The organism is Rhizobium sp. L9 (genome assembly GCF_002531885.1).
Taxonomy (GTDB): domain Bacteria; phylum Pseudomonadota; class Alphaproteobacteria; order Rhizobiales; family Rhizobiaceae; genus Rhizobium.
Window position 1 is genome coordinate 221,356 of the sequence record NZ_NWSZ01000007.1, and the last position, 15,733, is coordinate 237,088.

17 protein-coding genes are annotated in these 15,733 nt (G+C 61.5%); 7 read left to right on the plus strand and 10 right to left on the minus strand.

The window, feature by feature from the left end; translation table 11 throughout:
* Positions 1–31: 31 nt before the first annotated feature.
* From gmk to fabD, 7 genes are all read right to left on the minus strand, one after another.
* Positions 32–694 carry a guanylate kinase gene (gmk, locus tag CO660_RS09385; protein WP_064810043.1) on the minus strand — a complete coding sequence of 221 codons (663 nt, stop codon included), beginning with the start codon at positions 692–694 and terminating at the stop codon, positions 32–34.
* Positions 695–697: 3 nt separating this feature from the next.
* Positions 698–1,585, minus strand: coding sequence for a YicC/YloC family endoribonuclease (locus CO660_RS09390; protein WP_097598474.1), 888 nt, complete (start codon positions 1,583–1,585; stop codon positions 698–700).
* Positions 1,586–1,604: 19 nt separating this feature from the next.
* Positions 1,605–2,822 carry an endolytic transglycosylase MltG gene (gene mltG, locus CO660_RS09395; protein WP_097598475.1) on the minus strand — a complete coding sequence of 406 codons (1,218 nt, stop codon included), beginning with the start codon at positions 2,820–2,822 and terminating at the stop codon, positions 1,605–1,607.
* 132 nt (positions 2,823–2,954) lie between these two features.
* On the minus strand, positions 2,955–4,217 hold the full coding sequence (gene fabF / locus CO660_RS09400) for a beta-ketoacyl-ACP synthase II (RefSeq protein WP_097598476.1): 1,263 nt from the start codon (positions 4,215–4,217) through the stop codon (positions 2,955–2,957).
* Between the two features lie 93 nt (positions 4,218–4,310).
* Positions 4,311–4,547 carry an acyl carrier protein gene (locus CO660_RS09405; protein WP_003547058.1) on the minus strand — a complete coding sequence of 79 codons (237 nt, stop codon included), beginning with the start codon at positions 4,545–4,547 and terminating at the stop codon, positions 4,311–4,313.
* Positions 4,548–4,834: 287 nt separating this feature from the next.
* Complete coding sequence (gene fabG, locus CO660_RS09410) at positions 4,835–5,572, minus strand: 3-oxoacyl-[acyl-carrier-protein] reductase (RefSeq protein WP_097598477.1); 738 nt, start codon at positions 5,570–5,572, stop codon at positions 4,835–4,837.
* 30 nt (positions 5,573–5,602) lie between these two features.
* Positions 5,603–6,547 (minus strand): ACP S-malonyltransferase, encoded by a 945-nt coding sequence (gene fabD, locus CO660_RS09415; protein ID WP_097598478.1) that lies wholly within the window; start codon positions 6,545–6,547, stop codon positions 5,603–5,605.
* Between the two features lie 201 nt (positions 6,548–6,748).
* Here fabD and CO660_RS09425 point away from each other — a divergent pair, with 201 nt between their 5' ends.
* From CO660_RS09425 to CO660_RS09450, 6 genes are all read left to right on the plus strand, one after another.
* On the plus strand, positions 6,749–7,792 hold the full coding sequence (locus CO660_RS09425) for an aldo/keto reductase (RefSeq protein WP_097598480.1): 1,044 nt from the start codon (positions 6,749–6,751) through the stop codon (positions 7,790–7,792).
* Between the two features lie 312 nt (positions 7,793–8,104).
* Positions 8,105–8,563 (plus strand): 30S ribosomal protein S6, encoded by a 459-nt coding sequence (gene rpsF, locus CO660_RS09430; protein ID WP_085777636.1) that lies wholly within the window; start codon positions 8,105–8,107, stop codon positions 8,561–8,563.
* A gap of 12 nt (positions 8,564–8,575) precedes the next feature.
* Entirely contained in the window at positions 8,576–8,824 is a 249-nt protein-coding gene (gene rpsR, locus CO660_RS09435) for a 30S ribosomal protein S18 (RefSeq protein ID WP_004680498.1), read from the plus strand.
* 156 nt (positions 8,825–8,980) lie between these two features.
* Positions 8,981–9,967, plus strand: coding sequence for a DUF2232 domain-containing protein (locus CO660_RS09440; protein ID WP_097598481.1), 987 nt, complete (start codon positions 8,981–8,983; stop codon positions 9,965–9,967).
* A gap of 22 nt (positions 9,968–9,989) precedes the next feature.
* The gene (rplI, locus tag CO660_RS09445; RefSeq protein WP_085777634.1) at positions 9,990–10,568 is read left to right on the plus strand and encodes a 50S ribosomal protein L9; all 579 of its coding nucleotides are present in this window, start codon (positions 9,990–9,992) and stop codon (positions 10,566–10,568) included.
* Positions 10,569–10,943: 375 nt separating this feature from the next.
* The gene (locus tag CO660_RS09450; RefSeq protein WP_097598540.1) at positions 10,944–12,440 is read left to right on the plus strand and encodes a replicative DNA helicase; all 1,497 of its coding nucleotides are present in this window, start codon (positions 10,944–10,946) and stop codon (positions 12,438–12,440) included.
* Positions 12,441–12,464: 24 nt separating this feature from the next.
* Here the strand turns inward: CO660_RS09450 and CO660_RS09455 are convergent, their stop codons facing one another.
* The 3 genes from CO660_RS09455 to CO660_RS09465 form a co-directional block, all read right to left on the minus strand.
* Complete coding sequence (locus tag CO660_RS09455) at positions 12,465–12,767, minus strand: AzlD domain-containing protein (protein ID WP_097598482.1); 303 nt, start codon at positions 12,765–12,767, stop codon at positions 12,465–12,467.
* Positions 12,764–13,483 carry an AzlC family ABC transporter permease gene (locus tag CO660_RS09460; RefSeq protein WP_097598483.1) on the minus strand — a complete coding sequence of 240 codons (720 nt, stop codon included), beginning with the start codon at positions 13,481–13,483 and terminating at the stop codon, positions 12,764–12,766. The genes CO660_RS09455 and CO660_RS09460 overlap by 4 nt, the downstream gene beginning before the upstream one ends.
* Before the next feature lie 67 nt (positions 13,484–13,550).
* The gene (locus CO660_RS09465) at positions 13,551–14,372 is read right to left on the minus strand and encodes an AraC family transcriptional regulator (RefSeq protein ID WP_097598541.1); all 822 of its coding nucleotides are present in this window, start codon (positions 14,370–14,372) and stop codon (positions 13,551–13,553) included.
* A gap of 188 nt (positions 14,373–14,560) precedes the next feature.
* Here CO660_RS09465 and alr point away from each other — a divergent pair, with 188 nt between their 5' ends.
* Positions 14,561–15,724 (plus strand): alanine racemase, encoded by a 1,164-nt coding sequence (gene alr / locus CO660_RS09470; protein WP_097598484.1) that lies wholly within the window; start codon positions 14,561–14,563, stop codon positions 15,722–15,724.
* Positions 15,725–15,733 lie beyond the last annotated feature (9 nt).

Here is a 15,733-nt window from a genome sequence, read left to right on the forward strand (position 1 = left end):
CATTTCCTTGTGGACGCACAGAGGACGCGCCTCAGAGGGACGGCGTCTCTTCCAGCAGCTCTCGGACGAAATCGAACATGCCGTGGCGGCGGTCGCGGCGCAGGCGTTCGGCCTTGACGATCGACTGGACGGCGTCGAAGGCGGTGTTGAGATCGTCATTGACGATGACATAATCATATTCGCGCCAGTGGGCGATCTCGGCGCGGCTGTTGGCCAGACGCGTCTGAATCACCTCCTCGGAATCCTCGGCACGGCGATGCAGCCGCGACTGGAGCTCCGTCATGGTCGGCGGCAGTACAAAGATCGAGACGACGTCAGCCGACATCTTCTCCTGCAACTGCTGGGCGCCCTGCCAATCAATATCGAAGAGCATGTCGCGGCCTTCGGCCATGGCCTGCTCGACCGGCTCGCGCGGCGTGCCGTAGAAATTGCCATGCACTTCGGCCCATTCGAGCAGTGCGTCGCTATCGCGCAACCGCTCGAACTCGCGCACACTCTTGAAATGGTAATGCACACCTTCGACTTCGCTCGGGCGGCGCTGGCGCGTGGTGACGCTGACGGAGAGGCCGATATGCTTGTCGGTCTCCAGAAGCGTGCGCGCAATGGTGGACTTGCCGGCGCCCGACGGCGACGAAATGACAAGCATCAGACCGCGGCGGGCGATCTGCACGGGCGAGGATTTCGCCGGTTTCATGTCCTACTCCAAATTCTGGACCTGCTCGCGGAACTGGTCGATCACGACTTTCAGCTCGATGCCGGCGGCGGTGACCGCCGAGGCATTCGACTTCGAGCAGATGGTATTCGATTCGCGGTTAAATTCCTGTGCAAGGAAGTCCAGTCGGCGCCCGGCAGGCCCGCCTTTCGCCAGGAGATCGCGCGCTGCGGCGATATGCGCCTTCAGACGATCGATTTCTTCGCGCAGATCCGCCTTGGTCGCCAACAAAGCGGCCTCCGCGTGCAGCCTGTCACGGTCGAGGGCGGCCATGCCGTCCATGAGCAAGGCCACCTGTGCCGCAAGTCGGGCCGAGATCTCCGCCGGCGAACGTGAGGGATCCATCTCGATCGTCCGCGTCAGGTTCTCTATCGTCGCGACATGATCGAGAAGGATGCGGGAAAGCGCCGCCCCTTCCTGTGCGCGCATTGCCTTGAGATCGGCAAGCGCGGCGAGCAGGCCGGCGACAATATCGGTATCACGGGCGGCAAGCGCCTCCTCGCCATCCTCGCCTTCACGGAACTCCACGATGCCGCGCACGAGAAGCAGCGTATCGAGCTTCAAAGGCGCCGGATCGATCACATCAACCAGTTGCTCGCGCATGGCGAGCACGGCAGCGAGCGCCTCTTTGTTCAGAACTGCCTCGAAACGGTTCTCGTCGGCGGTGACCGACAGCGATGCCTGCAGGTTGCCGCGGCTGAAGGTTTCGCCGGCAAGGCGGCGGACCTCCGCCTCCATGCGTTCGAGACCGGGCGGCAGGCGCAGGCGCAGGTCGAAACCCTTGCCGTTGACCGAGCGCAGTTCCCACGCCCACCGCCAGCGGCCGCTCGTTCCCTCGCGCCGCGCAAAACCGGTCATCGACTGCAAAGCCATGCGAGCCTCCCGAAAACTGTCAGTTGATCTTCTTTTTCTTCGGCGGCACGACAGTCGCGCCATTGTCGCCCGGCTGCTCTTCCGGCTGGCCATCGACGGCGATATTCGGGTCCGAACCCTTGTCGGCCTCGAGCTTGCGCCAGCGCTTGACGTTGGCATTATGCTCCTCGAGCGTAGCGGCAAAGACGTGGCCGCCGGTGCCGTCGGCGACAAAATAGAGATCTTGGGTTTTCCAAGGGTTGGCGACGGCTTCCAGCGCATCCTTGCCGGGATTGGCGATCGGCGTCGGCGGCAGGCCCTTGATGACATAGGTATTGTAAGGCGTGTCCCGTTTCAGATCCGATTGGTAGATCGGCCGGTCGGCCGGTTTTCCCTCGCCACCGAACAGCCCATAGATGATCGTTGGATCGGACTGCAGGCGCATGCCCTTGCCAAGCCGGTTCAGGAACACCGAAGCGACATGGGCACGTTCGTCGGGAATGCCGGTCTCCTTTTCGACGATCGAAGCGAGCGTCACGAATTCTTCTTTGGTTCGCAGCGGCAGCGAGGAGTCGCGCTTATCCCAGATCTGGTCGACCAGCTTCTGCTGTGCCGCCGCCATCTGTTCGATGATTTCCGAGCGCTTGGTGCCGCGCGAGAATTTGTAGGTGTCCGGACGCAGGCTGCCTTCGGCCGGTAGTGCGGCCGGCAAGTCGCCTTCCAGAACCGGATCCTGCAGCATGCGGTCGAACATCTGGCGGACCGTCAGGCCTTCCGGAAAGGACACCGAATAGAGGATGGACTTGCCCGATTTCAGCAGCTCCATGATATCGCTCATGGAGGCTCTCGCCTTGATCTCATATTCGCCGGCCTTCAAGCTCTCGCCGGCGGAAAGATGAGTCGCCGTCAGATATCGAAAGATGCGGGCATCGGAGATGATCGCGTTGCGCTCGAGGTTCGAGGCGATTTCGGCGAGACCCGCACCGTTGCGGACGATGAAATTGGTGTTGGTCTGCAGCGGGCCCGGGCTCTGATAGGTCGAGGTCGCGTAGTAGAAGCCGATGACGGCGAGGACGCAGACCAGCACAGTCATCGTCATGATGAAGTTCAGGAAAAGGACGATCTGGCTGCGAGCGTTCTTGGAGCGTTTCGGCGGCTCGGGAACACGTTCCGGACGCAGGGCTTCGCTCGGCGACTTCGGGATGATCGGTCCCTTCTGCGCCTGGGTATCGTTGCTCTGGTTCGTCGTATCGCTCACCGGCAATCCTCTATAACTCGGCCGTCATTTCGCTATTTCGCGAAGCAATGCGGCAAAAAGCAGGTTCTGCCACCGTTCAACGAAGCCGCTGCCGGTCCCTGTGCTTTCACACGGCCTGCTACGACGGGACCCTTACTGTGCGTAGCGGCGCAGCACGAGCGATGCGTTCGTACCGCCGAATCCGAACGAGTTGGACAGTGCCACATTGATTTCTCGCTCACGAGCCTTGTGCGGAACAAGATCGATCGCTGTCTCGCGTTCGGGATTGTCGAGATTGAGCGTCGGCGGCGCGATATTGTCACGGATTGCAAGTGTCGCGAAGATCGCCTCGATCGCGCCGGCAGCACCGAGAAGGTGTCCCGTCGCCGACTTGGTCGAGGACATGGAGATCTTCGACGCCGCGTTGCCGACCAGGCGCTCGACCGCCCCGAGCTCGATCGTGTCGGCCATAGTCGAAGTCCCGTGGGCGTTGATGTAATCGATATCGGCCGGCGTCAATCCGGCGCGCTTCAGCGCCATCGCCATGCAGCGGCCGGCACCCTCGCCGTCTTCGGAAGGCGCGGTAATATGATAGGCGTCGCCCGACAGGCCATAGCCGACGATCTCGGCGTAGATCTTGGCGCCGCGCGCCTTGGCATGCTCCAGCTCTTCGAGCACGACAATGCCAGCACCCTCGCCCATGACGAATCCGTCACGATCACGGTCATAGGGGCGCGAAGCCTTCTGCGGATCGTCATTGTGCTGGGTCGACAGCGCCTTGCAGGCGGCAAATCCTGCCAGCGAAATACGGCTGACGGGAGATTCCGTGCCGCCGGCGACCATGACGTCGGCGTCACCCAGCGCGATCAGCCGCGCGGCATCGCCGATCGCATGCGCACCTGTCGAGCAGGCGGTGACGACCGAATGATTGGGTCCGCGCAGCTTGTGGCGGATCGAAACCTGGCCGGAGACGAGATTGATCAGGCGACCCGGAATGAAGAAGGGCGAGATGCGGCGCGGGCCCTTGTCGCGCAGGGTGTAACCTGCCTCGACGATGCCTTCGATGCCGCCGATGCCGGAGCCGATCAACACGCCGGTGGCAATCTGATCCTCATCCGTCTCGGGATGCCAGCCGGCATCGGCAAGCGCCATATCGGCGGCAGCCATCCCGAAGATGATGAAGGGATCGACCTTGCGCTGTTCTTTCGGCTCCATCCACTGATCGGCATTGAAGGTGCCGTCGATACCGTCACCGATCGGGATACGGCAGGCGATCTTGGCGGGAAGGTCGTCGACTTCGAATTCGGTGACCAGACGGGCGCCGATCTGGCCGGCAAGCAGCCGCGACCACGTCACCTCAGTTCCGCATCCCAAGGGTGATACCATGCCGGTACCGGTGATGACGACACGTCTCATCGCGTGCTTTCCCCCGTCTCTTATGTTCTATGGAGAAATATGCCGAAAAGAAAAGGGCGGACTCCAGGCCCGCCCTTTCTCAAATATATAGGATCAGGCCTGGGCCTTCTCAATAAATTTCACCGCATCGCCGACCGTCAGGATCGAGTCGGCAGCGTCATCGGGGATTTCAACGCCGAATTCTTCTTCGAAAGCCATGACAAGTTCGACCGTGTCGAGCGAGTCAGCGCCCAGATCGTCGATAAAGCTGGCGCTCTCGACGACCTTGTCGGCATCGACGCCAAGATGATCAATAACAATTTTCTTTACGCGTTCTGCGATATCGCTCATGTCGGTTTCCTCGACCTTATGTCCTGATCGGAGTGCCGTTGCGGCACCCTTACCCTGTTTCAGCCTGCGATGTTTTCAGACATCCTCGGCAAACTCGTTTACCCGGCTTCAGAGATGTCCCAGGCTTGCGAAAAGCCCGCCGGTCCGTCTGCTTTCTCGGGACGACTGTTCACAGTCATTGGCCCGCTTAACATGGTTTAAGTCTGCCGCAAAGCCAGAAAATCAACGCTTCGTGATTGCTCAACATGCTATTGCGGGAAATATCTCCGTGCCGACAGTTTGTCGTTTCAGATCATCGCCATGCCGCCGTTTACGTGCAGCGTCTGGCCGGTCATGTAGGCGGCTTCGGAGGATGCAAGGTAAGCAACAGCCGAAGCGACCTCGCCGCCCGTGCCCATACGCTTCATCGGGATCGCCCCCATGATCGCTTCCTTCTGCTTGTCGTTCAGCTTGCCGGTCATGGCGCTTTCGATGAAGCCGGGCGCGACGCAGTTGACCGTCACGTTACGGGTGGCAATTTCCTGCGCCAAGGACTTGGTGAAGCCGATCATGCCGGCCTTGGAGGCGCAGTAATTGGCCTGCCCCGGATTGCCGGTGACGCCGACGACGGAGGTGATGTTGATGATACGGCCATAGCGGCGGCGCATCATCGGATGCGACAACTCGCGCGTCAGGCGGAAGGTCGCCGTCAGATTGACTTCGAGGACCGCATCCCAGTCCTCGTCGCTCATGCGCACGAACAGGCCGTCCTTGGTGATGCCGGCATTGTTGACGAGAATATCGACACCCTCGAGATCGGCCTCGGCCTTCTGGCCGAGCGCCTTGACCTCGTCACGGTCCGACAAGTTGGCCGGAAAGATCTTGACGCGCTCGCCGAGCTCGGCCGCCAGCGTTTCCAGCTTCTCGACACGGGTGCCGTGCAGACCGACGATGGCGCCCTGCTTATGAAGAAGGCGGGCGATTTCCTCGCCGATACCGCCCGATGCGCCAGTAACGAGAGCCTTGCGGCCGGAAAGATCGAGCATGGAAAGGTTCCTTATATCTGGAGATATCAATCAGGCCATCAGGGCGGCGACGGTCGCATCGACATCCGAAGGACCATTGACCGAGACGCCGTTGATTGTCTTGTCGATGCGGCGGGCAAGGCCGGTCAGCACTTTGCCCGAACCAAGCTCGTAAAGCGTCGTGACCCCGTTTGCCGCAAACCATTCCACCGTCTCGCGCCAACGGACCTGAGCTGTCACCTGCTCGACCAGGAGGCTGGCGATCTCGTCGGCGCCGGTCACTGGCGCCGCGCGGACATTGGCGATCAGGGGCACGGCGGGATCGGACTTGGCAACCGTTGCCAGCGCCGCGCGCATGGCCTCGGCCGCAGGCGCCATCAGCTTGGAATGGAAAGGAGCGGAGACCGGCAGCAGGATGGCGCGCTTGGCGCCCTTGTCGGTCGCAAGGCCGGCGGCCTTTTCGACGGCTGCCTTCTCGCCCGAGATGACGATCTGGCCGCCGCCATTGTCGTTGGCGATCTGGCAGGCGCCGGTAGCGGCGGCCTCCTCGCAGACGGCAACGACGTCGGCATGTTCGAGGCCGATGATCGCGGCCATGGCGCCGACGCCGACGGGGACGGCCGCCTGCATGGCATTGCCGCGAATGCGCAGCAGCCGCGCCGTATCCGGGAGCGAAAAGGTGCCGGCGGCGCAGAGTGCCGAATATTCGCCAAGCGAGTGGCCGGCGACATAGGCGACCTTGGACTTAAGATCCACCCCCTTGGCCTGAAGAACACGGACGACGGCTATCGATACCGCCATCAGCGCCGGTTGGGCGTTCGCCGTCAAGGTCAACGTGTCCTCGGGACCATCGAACATGATGTCGGAAAGCTTTTCACCGAGCGCTTCGTCGACCTCTTCGAAAACGGCGCGAGCTTCGGCGAAATTCTCGGCGAGATCCTTGCCCATGCCGACGGCCTGGCTGCCCTGGCCGGGAAAAGTGAAAGCGATGGTCATGTTCATGTCCCTGACTATGCCCCTCAAGGCTGTTTTGCCTCCAATTGACATTCTTTCCGGCAGAGTCAAGTGGCGCTCCATTCTCCGCAAAGCCTTTCGCGCCCGCGCAAAAGCCCGGATTTTGCTCTTGCGCTCCGTCAAATCCAGCCTAGATTCGCCCAGACCCTTCCAAGGCTTCCCTCTCTCTCCCAAGGTTTCTCCATGAAGTACAACTCCCTAGGCCGAACCGACATTTCCGTTTCAGAAATCTGCCTTGGCACCATGACCTGGGGCTCGCAGAACAGCGAAGCCGACGCTCATGCGCAGATGGACTACGCCGTCGAGAAGGGCGTCAATTTCTTCGATACCGCCGAACTCTACCCGACCACGCCGGTTTCGCCCGAAACGCAGGGCTGGACTGAAGACTATATCGGTAGCTGGTTCAGCAAATCCGGCAAGCGCCGAAATATCGTGCTTGCGACCAAGGTCGCCGGCCGCGGCCGCGATTATCTGCGCGGCGGCGAAGGCGCGGACGCAAAGAACATCCGCCTGGCGCTCGAGGCCAGCCTGAAGCGGTTGAGGACCGATTACATCGACCTCTATCAGGTCCACTGGCCGAACCGCGGCCATTTCCACTTCCGCCAGAACTGGAGCTACAATCCCTTCACCCAGGATCGAGACCAGGCCGTCGCCAATATGCTCGAAATCCTGGAAACACTGGGCGCGCTGGTGAAGGAAGGCAAGATCCGGGCGATCGGCCTTTCCAACGAGACTACCTGGGGCATCCAGAAATATCTGACGCTCTCAGAACAGAAGGGCCTGCCGCGCGTTGCCAGCGTCCAGAACGAGTACAATCTGCTCTACCGCCATTTCGACCTTGACCTTGCCGAACTCTCGCATCACGAGGATGTCGGGCTGCTTGCCTATTCGCCGCTCGCCGGCGGCATTCTGACCGGCAAATATGTCGATGGTCTGAGGCCGAAGGGTTCGCGCGCGTCGATCAATCCCGATATCGGTGGCCGGCTGCAGCCGCTGCAGGAGCCGGCGACCAAGGCCTATCTCGCGCTCGCGGCCCGGTACGGCATCAATCCGGCAGTCATGGCGCTCGCCTTCTGCCGATCGAGGCCCTTCATGACGTCGATCATTATCGGCGCGACGTCGATGGAGCAGCTGAAACTCGATATCAGCGCGGCCGAATTGACGCTTTCGGATGATATCCTGACGGAGATCGCCAAGGTGCACCGGCAGTATCCGCTGACGCTCTGATCTATCCCCGCATCGTCCGGACGCTGCCGATCGGCAGCGTCGGGTTCGAATCTCCGATTGCGCTTGCCTTTCGCCAAAAAATCCGTATAAGCCGCGCTGTTCGTTAACCCGGTCTTCTGGCTGGTGGCTGAACGGAGGGCCGGTTTCCTGTCTGGAAATCGTTCGGAACGGAAGCGTTCCAGCCTCCCGTGTCTCCGCTCTCGACCGTCTCGGAAACGCTTTTCTTGCCTGGGTCCGCCCAATCAGGAGCAGTCGTTGAGGCTTAGCCGCCGAATATCGGGTTGAACCAAACGCAAGAAAGGCAAAGCTGTCATGGCTCTTTATGAACATGTATTCCTTGCCCGGCAGGATATTTCCGCTCAGCAGGTCGATGCCCTCGTAGAACAGTACAAGGGTGTGATCGAAGCTAACGGCGGCAAGGTCGGGCGCATCGAAAACTGGGGCCTCAAGTCCCTCACCTATCGCATCAAGAAGAACCGCAAGGCGCATTACGCCCTGATGGACATCGATGCACCGGCAGCAGCGATCCAGGAAATGGAACGTCAGATGCGCATCAGCGAAGACGTTCTTCGCTACATGACCATCGCCGTCGAAAAGCACGAAGAAGGCCCATCTGCCATGCTGCAGAAGCGTGACCGCGACGACCGCGGCCCGCGCGAAGGCGGCGACCGCGGCCCGCGCCGCGAATTCGGCGACCGTCCGCCGCGCCGTGACGGCGAGTTCCAGCGCGCCCCTCGTCCGGACCGCGCTCCCCGCGAAGACCGTGCATAAGGAGATATAAGAATGTCTGAAGCTTCCTCCGCTCCGGTCCGCCGTCCGTTCCATCGCCGCCGCAAGACCTGCCCGTTCTCCGGCGCAAACGCTCCGCGGATCGACTACAAAGACGTACGTCTGTTGCAGCGCTACATTTCCGAGCGCGGCAAGATCGTTCCGTCCCGCATCACGGCCGTTTCCCAGAAGAAGCAGCGCGAACTCGCCCAGGCGATCAAGCGCGCCCGTTTCCTCGGCCTGCTGCCTTACGTCGTCGCTTAATCGGCCGATGTGATGACATTTAGGGGAAGGCACTCGTGCCTTCCCTACTCCCTTCCGCGATGGGCGCGGATCGGAATTCTTAAAACCCATGTTGAGATGTTTCTGAATTCGATTCAGCAACAGCCTCTAACTGCTTGATGAAGCAGGACAGCGACCTTGAAACGACCGGATCTTAAAACGCTGCTGATCGGCGCACTCGCCGGATTGACCGCCGCCTTGCTGGTGCTGGGCGCGAGCATGCAGCCGTCGTTTTTCAGCGCGCTTCTCTATACGGCCTCGGCGCTGCCGATCCTGCTCGTCGGGCTCGGCTGGGGCAATGCCGCTGCAATTTCAGCCGTCGTCACGGGAGCGGCGCTTGGTGCTGTCCTCATCTCCCCGTCTTTCGCGCTCATCATGACGCTGGTGACGCTGCTGCCGGCCGGCTGGCTTAGCCATCTCGCCAATCTCGCGCGTCCCGCCTCCGAACTCGGCGGCCCAGACCATCTGCTTGCCTGGTATCCGCTCTCCGATATCCTGCTGCATCTGTGCGGCCTGGTGACGCTTGCCGTCATCGTCATCGGCGTGATGATCGGCTATGGTCCTGATATCACCGACCCGATCGTCGATCTGCTGATCACCTCGGTCAAGCAGCAGCAGCCGGAATTCATTCCCGATCCGGCGGCAACCGCGCAGACCAAATCGCTGATCCTGCTGATGCTGCCGGCCGTGCAGGGCTGCATGTGGGTCAGCATGCTGTTTGCCGCCTATTATTTCGCCGTGCGCATCGTCGCCGCATCCGGCCGCGGCCTTCGGCCGCGCGAGGATATTCCTTCGTCGCTGCGCATGAACCGCAATTCGATCTTCATCTTCCTGGCCGGGCTTGGCGCCTGCTTCTTCGGCGGCGTTCCGGCGCTCGTCGGCGCGACCGTGATCGGCACCTTCGGCGCCGGTTTCATGCTCTCCGGCTTCGCCTCGCTGCATTTCCGCACACGCGGCAAGGACTGGCGGATACCGGCCCTCATCCTCTGCTACCTGGCTTCGATGCTCATGCTGCTGCCAGCTCTCCTCATCCTGGTCGTGGGTCTTAGCGATACGCGCAAAGCGATCGCTCTGACCCCGACGAAAGATGCCGATACCTCCAAACAATCCGACACGAAAATCTGAGACACAAGAAAGGAACAAGAAAATGGAAGTCATCCTTCTCGAACGCATCTCCAAGCTCGGCCAGATGGGCGAAACCGTAAAGGTTCGCGACGGCTTTGCCCGCAACTACCTGCTGCCGCTCGGCAAGGCACTGCGCGCCAACGCCGCCAACAAGGCCCGCTTCGAATCCGAGCGTGCAACGCTCGAAGCCCGTAACCTCGAGCGCAAGTCGGAAGCCCAGAAGGTCGCCGACGTCCTCGACGGCAAGTCCTTCATCGTCGTACGCTCCGCCGGCGAAACCGGCCAGCTCTACGGCTCGGTCGCTGCCCGTGACGTTGTCGAAGTTCTCGCCGCGGAAGGCTTCAACATCGGCCGCAACCAGGTTCACCTCAACACGCCGATCAAGGCGATCGGCCTGCACAAGGTCGAGCTGCAGCTGCATGCCGAAGTCGAAATCAACATCGAGCTGAACGTTGCCCGTTCGGCCGAAGAGGCAGAGCGTCAGGCCAAGGGCGAAGAGCTCACCTCGGTCGACGCGATCTACGGCGTCGACGAAGACGCACTGCGTCCGGAAGATTTCTTCGATCCGGAAGCCGACGGCCTCGACGAAGACGAAGCATAATTCTCGACGGATATTCCTCGATAGGGAGAGCCCGGCCACCGTGCCGGGCTTTTTCTTTTCGTACGTTTCGGGTCCGCGCAGCCCTCGGGTCGCCTTTTTAGCGGGGGATTACCCGGATGTTTTTGCTGCGTTCCCGATGTCATCGGGCTAACATATCCTTCTCCGGAACGGATGAGCTGAGTCGGCTCCGTACCGTGTCCTGCAGGTGACACTGCCAGTATTTCGCATCTGTGGCGCCCGGGACTGTGGAGAAGTCGAACAATGGGCACAGCGTTCAGGATTTAGGCGAGACGAGCCCCGCTCCTTTGGCAGCCCCTTGATTTTCTCCATCCGGAATTGCAAATCCGGAGTTGGAAAAAGACAGAACGGATGATGATGAACGACGCCGCTCGAAAGATTGCAGCCGTTGCTCCGTCGGAGCAGCACTACCGCGAAGCACCCAACAATATCGAAGCCGAGCAGGCGCTTCTCGGCGCCATCCTGATGAACAACGACGCCTATTACCGGGTGTCGGACTTTCTGAAGCCGATCCATCTTTACGAACCGCTGCACAGGAAGATCTTCGAAGTCGCCGGCGACATCATCCGCATGGGCAAGATCGCCAATCCGGTGACGATCAAGACCTTCCTGAAGGCCGACGAGAAAGTCGGCGACATGACGGTTGCGCAATATCTGGCAAGCCTCGTCAGCAATGCCGTCACTGTCATCAATGCCGAGGATTACGGCCGGGCGATCTATGATCTCGCCCTGCGCCGGGCGCTGATCACAATCGGCGAGGATGTCGTCAACATCGCCTACGACGCGCCGCTTGACATGCCGCCGCAGTCGCAGATCGAGGATACCGAGCGCCGGCTGTTCGAGCTCGCCGAAAACGGCCGCTACGACGGCGGCTTCCAGTCCTTCAACGACGCCGTCGCGCTCGCCATCGACATGGCGGCGGTCGCCAAGGAACGCGACGGCGGCCTTTCCGGTATTTCTACCGGCATCCATTCGCTCGATGCGAAGATGGGCGGCCTGCAGCGTTCGGACTTGATCATTCTCGCCGGACGCCCGGGCATGGGCAAGACCTCGCTTGCGACCAACATTGCCTATAATATCGCTGCCGCTTATGAGGGCGAGGTGCAGCCGGACGGCAGCATGAAGGCAAAGAACGGCGGCGTCGTCGGGTTCTACTCGCTCGAAATGTCGTCCGAACAGCTCGCCACCCGTATCATCTCGGAGCAGACGGAAGTCTCCTCCTCAAAGATCCGCCGCGGCGACATCAACGATGCTGATTTCGAAAAGCTCGTCGCCTGCTCGATGATGATGCAGAAGGTGCCGCTCTATATCGACCAGACCGGCGGCATCTCCATCGCTCAGCTTTCAGCGCGGGCGCGCCGCCTCAAGCGCCAGCGCGGCCTCGACGTGCTCGTGGTCGACTACGTGCAGCTGATGACCGGCTCGGGCAAATCAAGCGACAACCGCGTCCAGGAAATCACCCAGATCACCACCGGCCTCAAGGCGCTCGGCAAGGAACTCAATGTTCCGATCATCGCGCTGTCGCAGCTCTCGCGTCAGGTCGAAAGCCGCGACGACAAGCGTCCGCAGCTCTCCGACCTTCGCGAATCTGGTTCGATCGAACAGGATGCCGACGTCGTGCTCTTCGTGTTCCGCGAGGAGTATTACGTCAAGAACCAGGAGCCGCGCGATCCTCACGACCCGAAATATCCGGAATGGGAAGCGCTGTTCGACAAGGTGAAGGGTACGGCCGACGTTATCATCGCCAAGCAGCGCCACGGGCCGACAGGCACGGTGAAGCTCGCCTTCCAGGCGGAATTCACCCGCTTTGCCGATCTCGCAGATCCTTCCTTCATCCAGTATGAGGAACATTGACGCGGTTTCCCCGCGTTGATTTCTTCAGAGTCCTGCCGCCCGCAGCAGTGCGACCGTTGCGACGCCGACCACGACGCTTGCAAGCATCGGTAGGCGGCGCGCGGCGATCGCGGTTGCTGCGCATGCCAGCGTCTCCGCCCAGCCGGTCGCAAAGGCTGTCGGGGCGATGACGGCCATCAGCACGGCCGGCGGAATGGCTTCGATTGCCGTTCTCCGGCGCTCATCGATCTCGACATGCCGGATCAGGACGAGACCGCTGATGCGGGTAAAGACGGTTGCGGCTGCCATCGCGAGGATGGCGATGAGGATATCGAAATGCAGCGTCATGCCGCCTGCTCCCGCGCCCTGCCCTGCCAGAGGGCCATTGCCAGCCCAGCCAGCGCCCCGGCGGCGATATACCAGACCCCTGGCACGAAATGGTGGACAGCAACGGAAGCGGCACCGCTTGCGGCAAGCACGGCGCCGGTTTCCGGCCCCTTCCAGAAGCCCATGACCAGCACGACGAAGACAGCCGGAAAGGCGAAGTCGAGGCCGATGACGGCCGGATTGCCGAGAAACGCGCCGAGCAGTGCGCCTGTCAGCGAGGAAATGACCCAGGTGAGGTAAAAGGGCATGACGATACCGGCATACCAGGCGGGCCTCAGCCGCGTGCTTCCAGCGCGGAATTCCGCCATGGCCCAGAGCTCATCGGCAAGAAAGAGCATGGCGATATAGCGTTTGATGCCCGAGAAGGACTGCATCTTCGTGCCGATCGACGCGCTCATCAGCACGTGGCGGATGTTGACCAGCAGGGCTGCGAAGCCAATGCCGATCCAGCTTGCCGGATGTGTCCAGATGTCCATCGCCACGAATTGCGAGCCGCCTGCAAAGACAAGTGCGCTCATCAGCGTCGTTTCCAACGGGGAAAGGCCCTTAGTGGCCGCGACCGCGCCGAAGACAAGACCGATCGGCAAAACGGCGACGACGAGCGGAAAGATGGCACGCATTCCGGCGAGAAATTCGCCAAGACGAAATTCGCCGGATGGCCGGCCGTGCTGCATCATGGCAACCTCCTGATTAAGATCGCGGAGGGTTAGCCCAGGCCGCCACGGCTGTATTGAACGAAAGTGATCAGCCCAGGCGGAACTGGCCGGGCGTCACGCCCGTGCGTGCCTTGAAGTGCCGAGTAAAGTGCGCCTGATCAGCAAAACCGCATTCCAGCGCGATGTCGGCTGGCATGCGACCCTGCCGCAGCAGCCGCCGGGCCACCTGCACCCGCCGATCCGTCAGGAAGGCGTGTGGTGTGATGTGATATTCCTTGCGGAAGGCGCGGATGAGATGAGCCCGGCTCAATCCCGCCACTTCGGCCAGTTCCTTGAGGCCAACATCGAGGTCGAAATTCTCGATCAGGTATTCGCGAGCGCGGGCGACGGCGCTTCGCTCCTTGGTATCGACAGGCACGACAATCGTGCTGCCGTGACGCGCAAAGATCGCCGCCAGCACCGAGAACATTCCTTCATCTGACTCGAGAGCGCCTGCGCCGCTCTCCAGCGTTCGGTGAGCGGCATGAAAGGCATTGGCGAGCTCGGGATCGCGTGGAAGCGCGCCGGAAAAAGAGGGCGTCGCATGGAAGGCCTTGCCGGTGACATCCTCCAGAATATCGACGAACAGCTTCGTGTCGGGATAGATCATGCGGTAGCGGTAGCCGTTACCGCCCGGAGCGCCGTCATGGATGACACCGGGGTCGATCAAATAAAGGTCGCCGGGCCCGGTTTCCTCCCGCCTGCCGCTGAGGGTGGCGATCTGGGTGCCGCTTTCTATCGCGCCGATGCTGAACGTATCATGCGCATGCGGCGCATATTCATGGGTGAGAAAAGTGGCGCTCAGGCATTCCATGTCGCGGAAGCGGCTATCCCGCCAGAAGCGGGCCGATTCCACATTGGCCAGCGGCATGGCTTCCGCCGCCTCTTTCTGCGATACATTCTGCATCCAATAGAATTAGCGCGAAAGCCTGCATGCGTCTTGAACAAAAGTGATCGTACAAGAAGCAAAGGGTGATATGTGACCGCCTGCGCTTTTCCTTGGCCACAATGCTCTCTAGACTGAGCGGGACGGTTCCTTCCATTTCCTCACGGCGATTCATGACAGATTTTCCTATCCCCTCCGATGATGATGATCTTTTCACTTCCGCAGGCCTGCGGCTGACCGTTGATCTCAGTGCGCTCACGGAAAACTGGCGCGACATGGCGCGCCGCTCGGGTGCAGCGCGCGCCGCAGCCGTCGTCAAGGCGGACGCCTACGGCACGGGCATCGAGGACGTCGGCGAAGCGCTCTATCTCGCAGGCGCGCGGGATTTCTTCGTCGCGACCGTCGATGAGGGCGTCACCCTTCGCCTCTATGCGCCGGAGGCACGCATCTTCGTGCTCTCGGGCATATGGCCGGGCACGGAACGGCGGTTCTTCGACAATGATCTCGTACCGGTGATTTCCTCCGACGAGCAGTTCGCCTTCTGGATGGCGGTGCTTGCCGATTACGGCGATTACCCCTGCGCCCTGCATGTCGATACCGGCTTCAATCGGCTCGGGCTGCACATCGACGACGCTATCGCGCTTGCCGACGACGTCTCGCGGCCGGCCAGTTTTGCGCCGGTGCTGGTCATGAGCCACCTCGCCTGCGGCGACGATCCCAGCCATGCGATGAACCGACAGCAACTCGAATCATTCCGTAGGGTTACGGCCGTCTATGAAGGCATCGATTCAAGTCTTGCCGCCTCGGCCGGCATCTTTCTCGGCGAGGATTATCATTTCGACCTGACCCGGCCGGGCATCGCGCTCTATGGCGGCGAGGCGGTCAGTGGCATGGCGAACCCGATGCGGCCGGTCGCGACCGCGGAAGCACGCATCATCCAGGTGCGCACCGTCGAGGCCGGCGAGACCGTCAGCTACGGCAGGGCACTGCAGCTTTGCCGCAGAAGCCGGCTGGCAATCGCGTCTGCCGGTTATGCGGACGGTTACATGCGTAGCCTATCGAGCGCCGGCGTGCCGCTGCGCCAGGCTCTGCCGCAGGGCGGGCAAGGCTTCATCGCCGGACACAAGGTGCCGGTTGCCGGCCGGATCACTATGGACCTGACGATCTTCGATATCACCGACCTGCCCGAGAACGCCGTGCGCGCCGGCGATTATGTCGAGCTGTTCGGAACGAACATGCCCCTCGACGACGTGGCGCGGGCGGCGGGCACGATTGGCTACGAGATCCTCACCAGCATGGGGCTGCGCCACGAACGGCGCTATGTGGCCGAGGAATAGGCCCGGCTA

Coding starts and splice junctions, on each gene's coding strand:
- gmk (WP_064810043.1), bottom strand. CDS start 694: ATGAAACCGGCGAAATCCTCGCCCGTGCAGATCGCCCGCCGCGGTCTG.
- CO660_RS09390 (WP_097598474.1), bottom strand. CDS start 1,585: ATGGCTTTGCAGTCGATGACCGGTTTTGCGCGGCGCGAGGGAACGAGC.
- fabF (WP_097598476.1), bottom strand. CDS start 4,217: ATGAGACGTGTCGTCATCACCGGTACCGGCATGGTATCACCCTTGGGA.
- CO660_RS09405 (WP_003547058.1), bottom strand. CDS start 4,547: ATGAGCGATATCGCAGAACGCGTAAAGAAAATTGTTATTGATCATCTT.
- fabG (WP_097598477.1), bottom strand. CDS start 5,572: ATGCTCGATCTTTCCGGCCGCAAGGCTCTCGTTACTGGCGCATCGGGC.
- fabD (WP_097598478.1), bottom strand. CDS start 6,547: ATGACCATCGCTTTCACTTTTCCCGGCCAGGGCAGCCAGGCCGTCGGC.
- CO660_RS09425 (WP_097598480.1), top strand. CDS start 6,749: ATGAAGTACAACTCCCTAGGCCGAACCGACATTTCCGTTTCAGAAATC.
- rpsF (WP_085777636.1), top strand. CDS start 8,105: ATGGCTCTTTATGAACATGTATTCCTTGCCCGGCAGGATATTTCCGCT.
- rpsR (WP_004680498.1), top strand. CDS start 8,576: ATGTCTGAAGCTTCCTCCGCTCCGGTCCGCCGTCCGTTCCATCGCCGC.
- rplI (WP_085777634.1), top strand. CDS start 9,990: ATGGAAGTCATCCTTCTCGAACGCATCTCCAAGCTCGGCCAGATGGGC.
- CO660_RS09450 (WP_097598540.1), top strand. CDS start 10,944: ATGAACGACGCCGCTCGAAAGATTGCAGCCGTTGCTCCGTCGGAGCAG.
- CO660_RS09455 (WP_097598482.1), bottom strand. CDS start 12,767: ATGACGCTGCATTTCGATATCCTCATCGCCATCCTCGCGATGGCAGCC.
- CO660_RS09460 (WP_097598483.1), bottom strand. CDS start 13,483: ATGATGCAGCACGGCCGGCCATCCGGCGAATTTCGTCTTGGCGAATTT.
- CO660_RS09465 (WP_097598541.1), bottom strand. CDS start 14,372: ATGCCGCTGGCCAATGTGGAATCGGCCCGCTTCTGGCGGGATAGCCGC.
- alr (WP_097598484.1), top strand. CDS start 14,561: ATGACAGATTTTCCTATCCCCTCCGATGATGATGATCTTTTCACTTCC.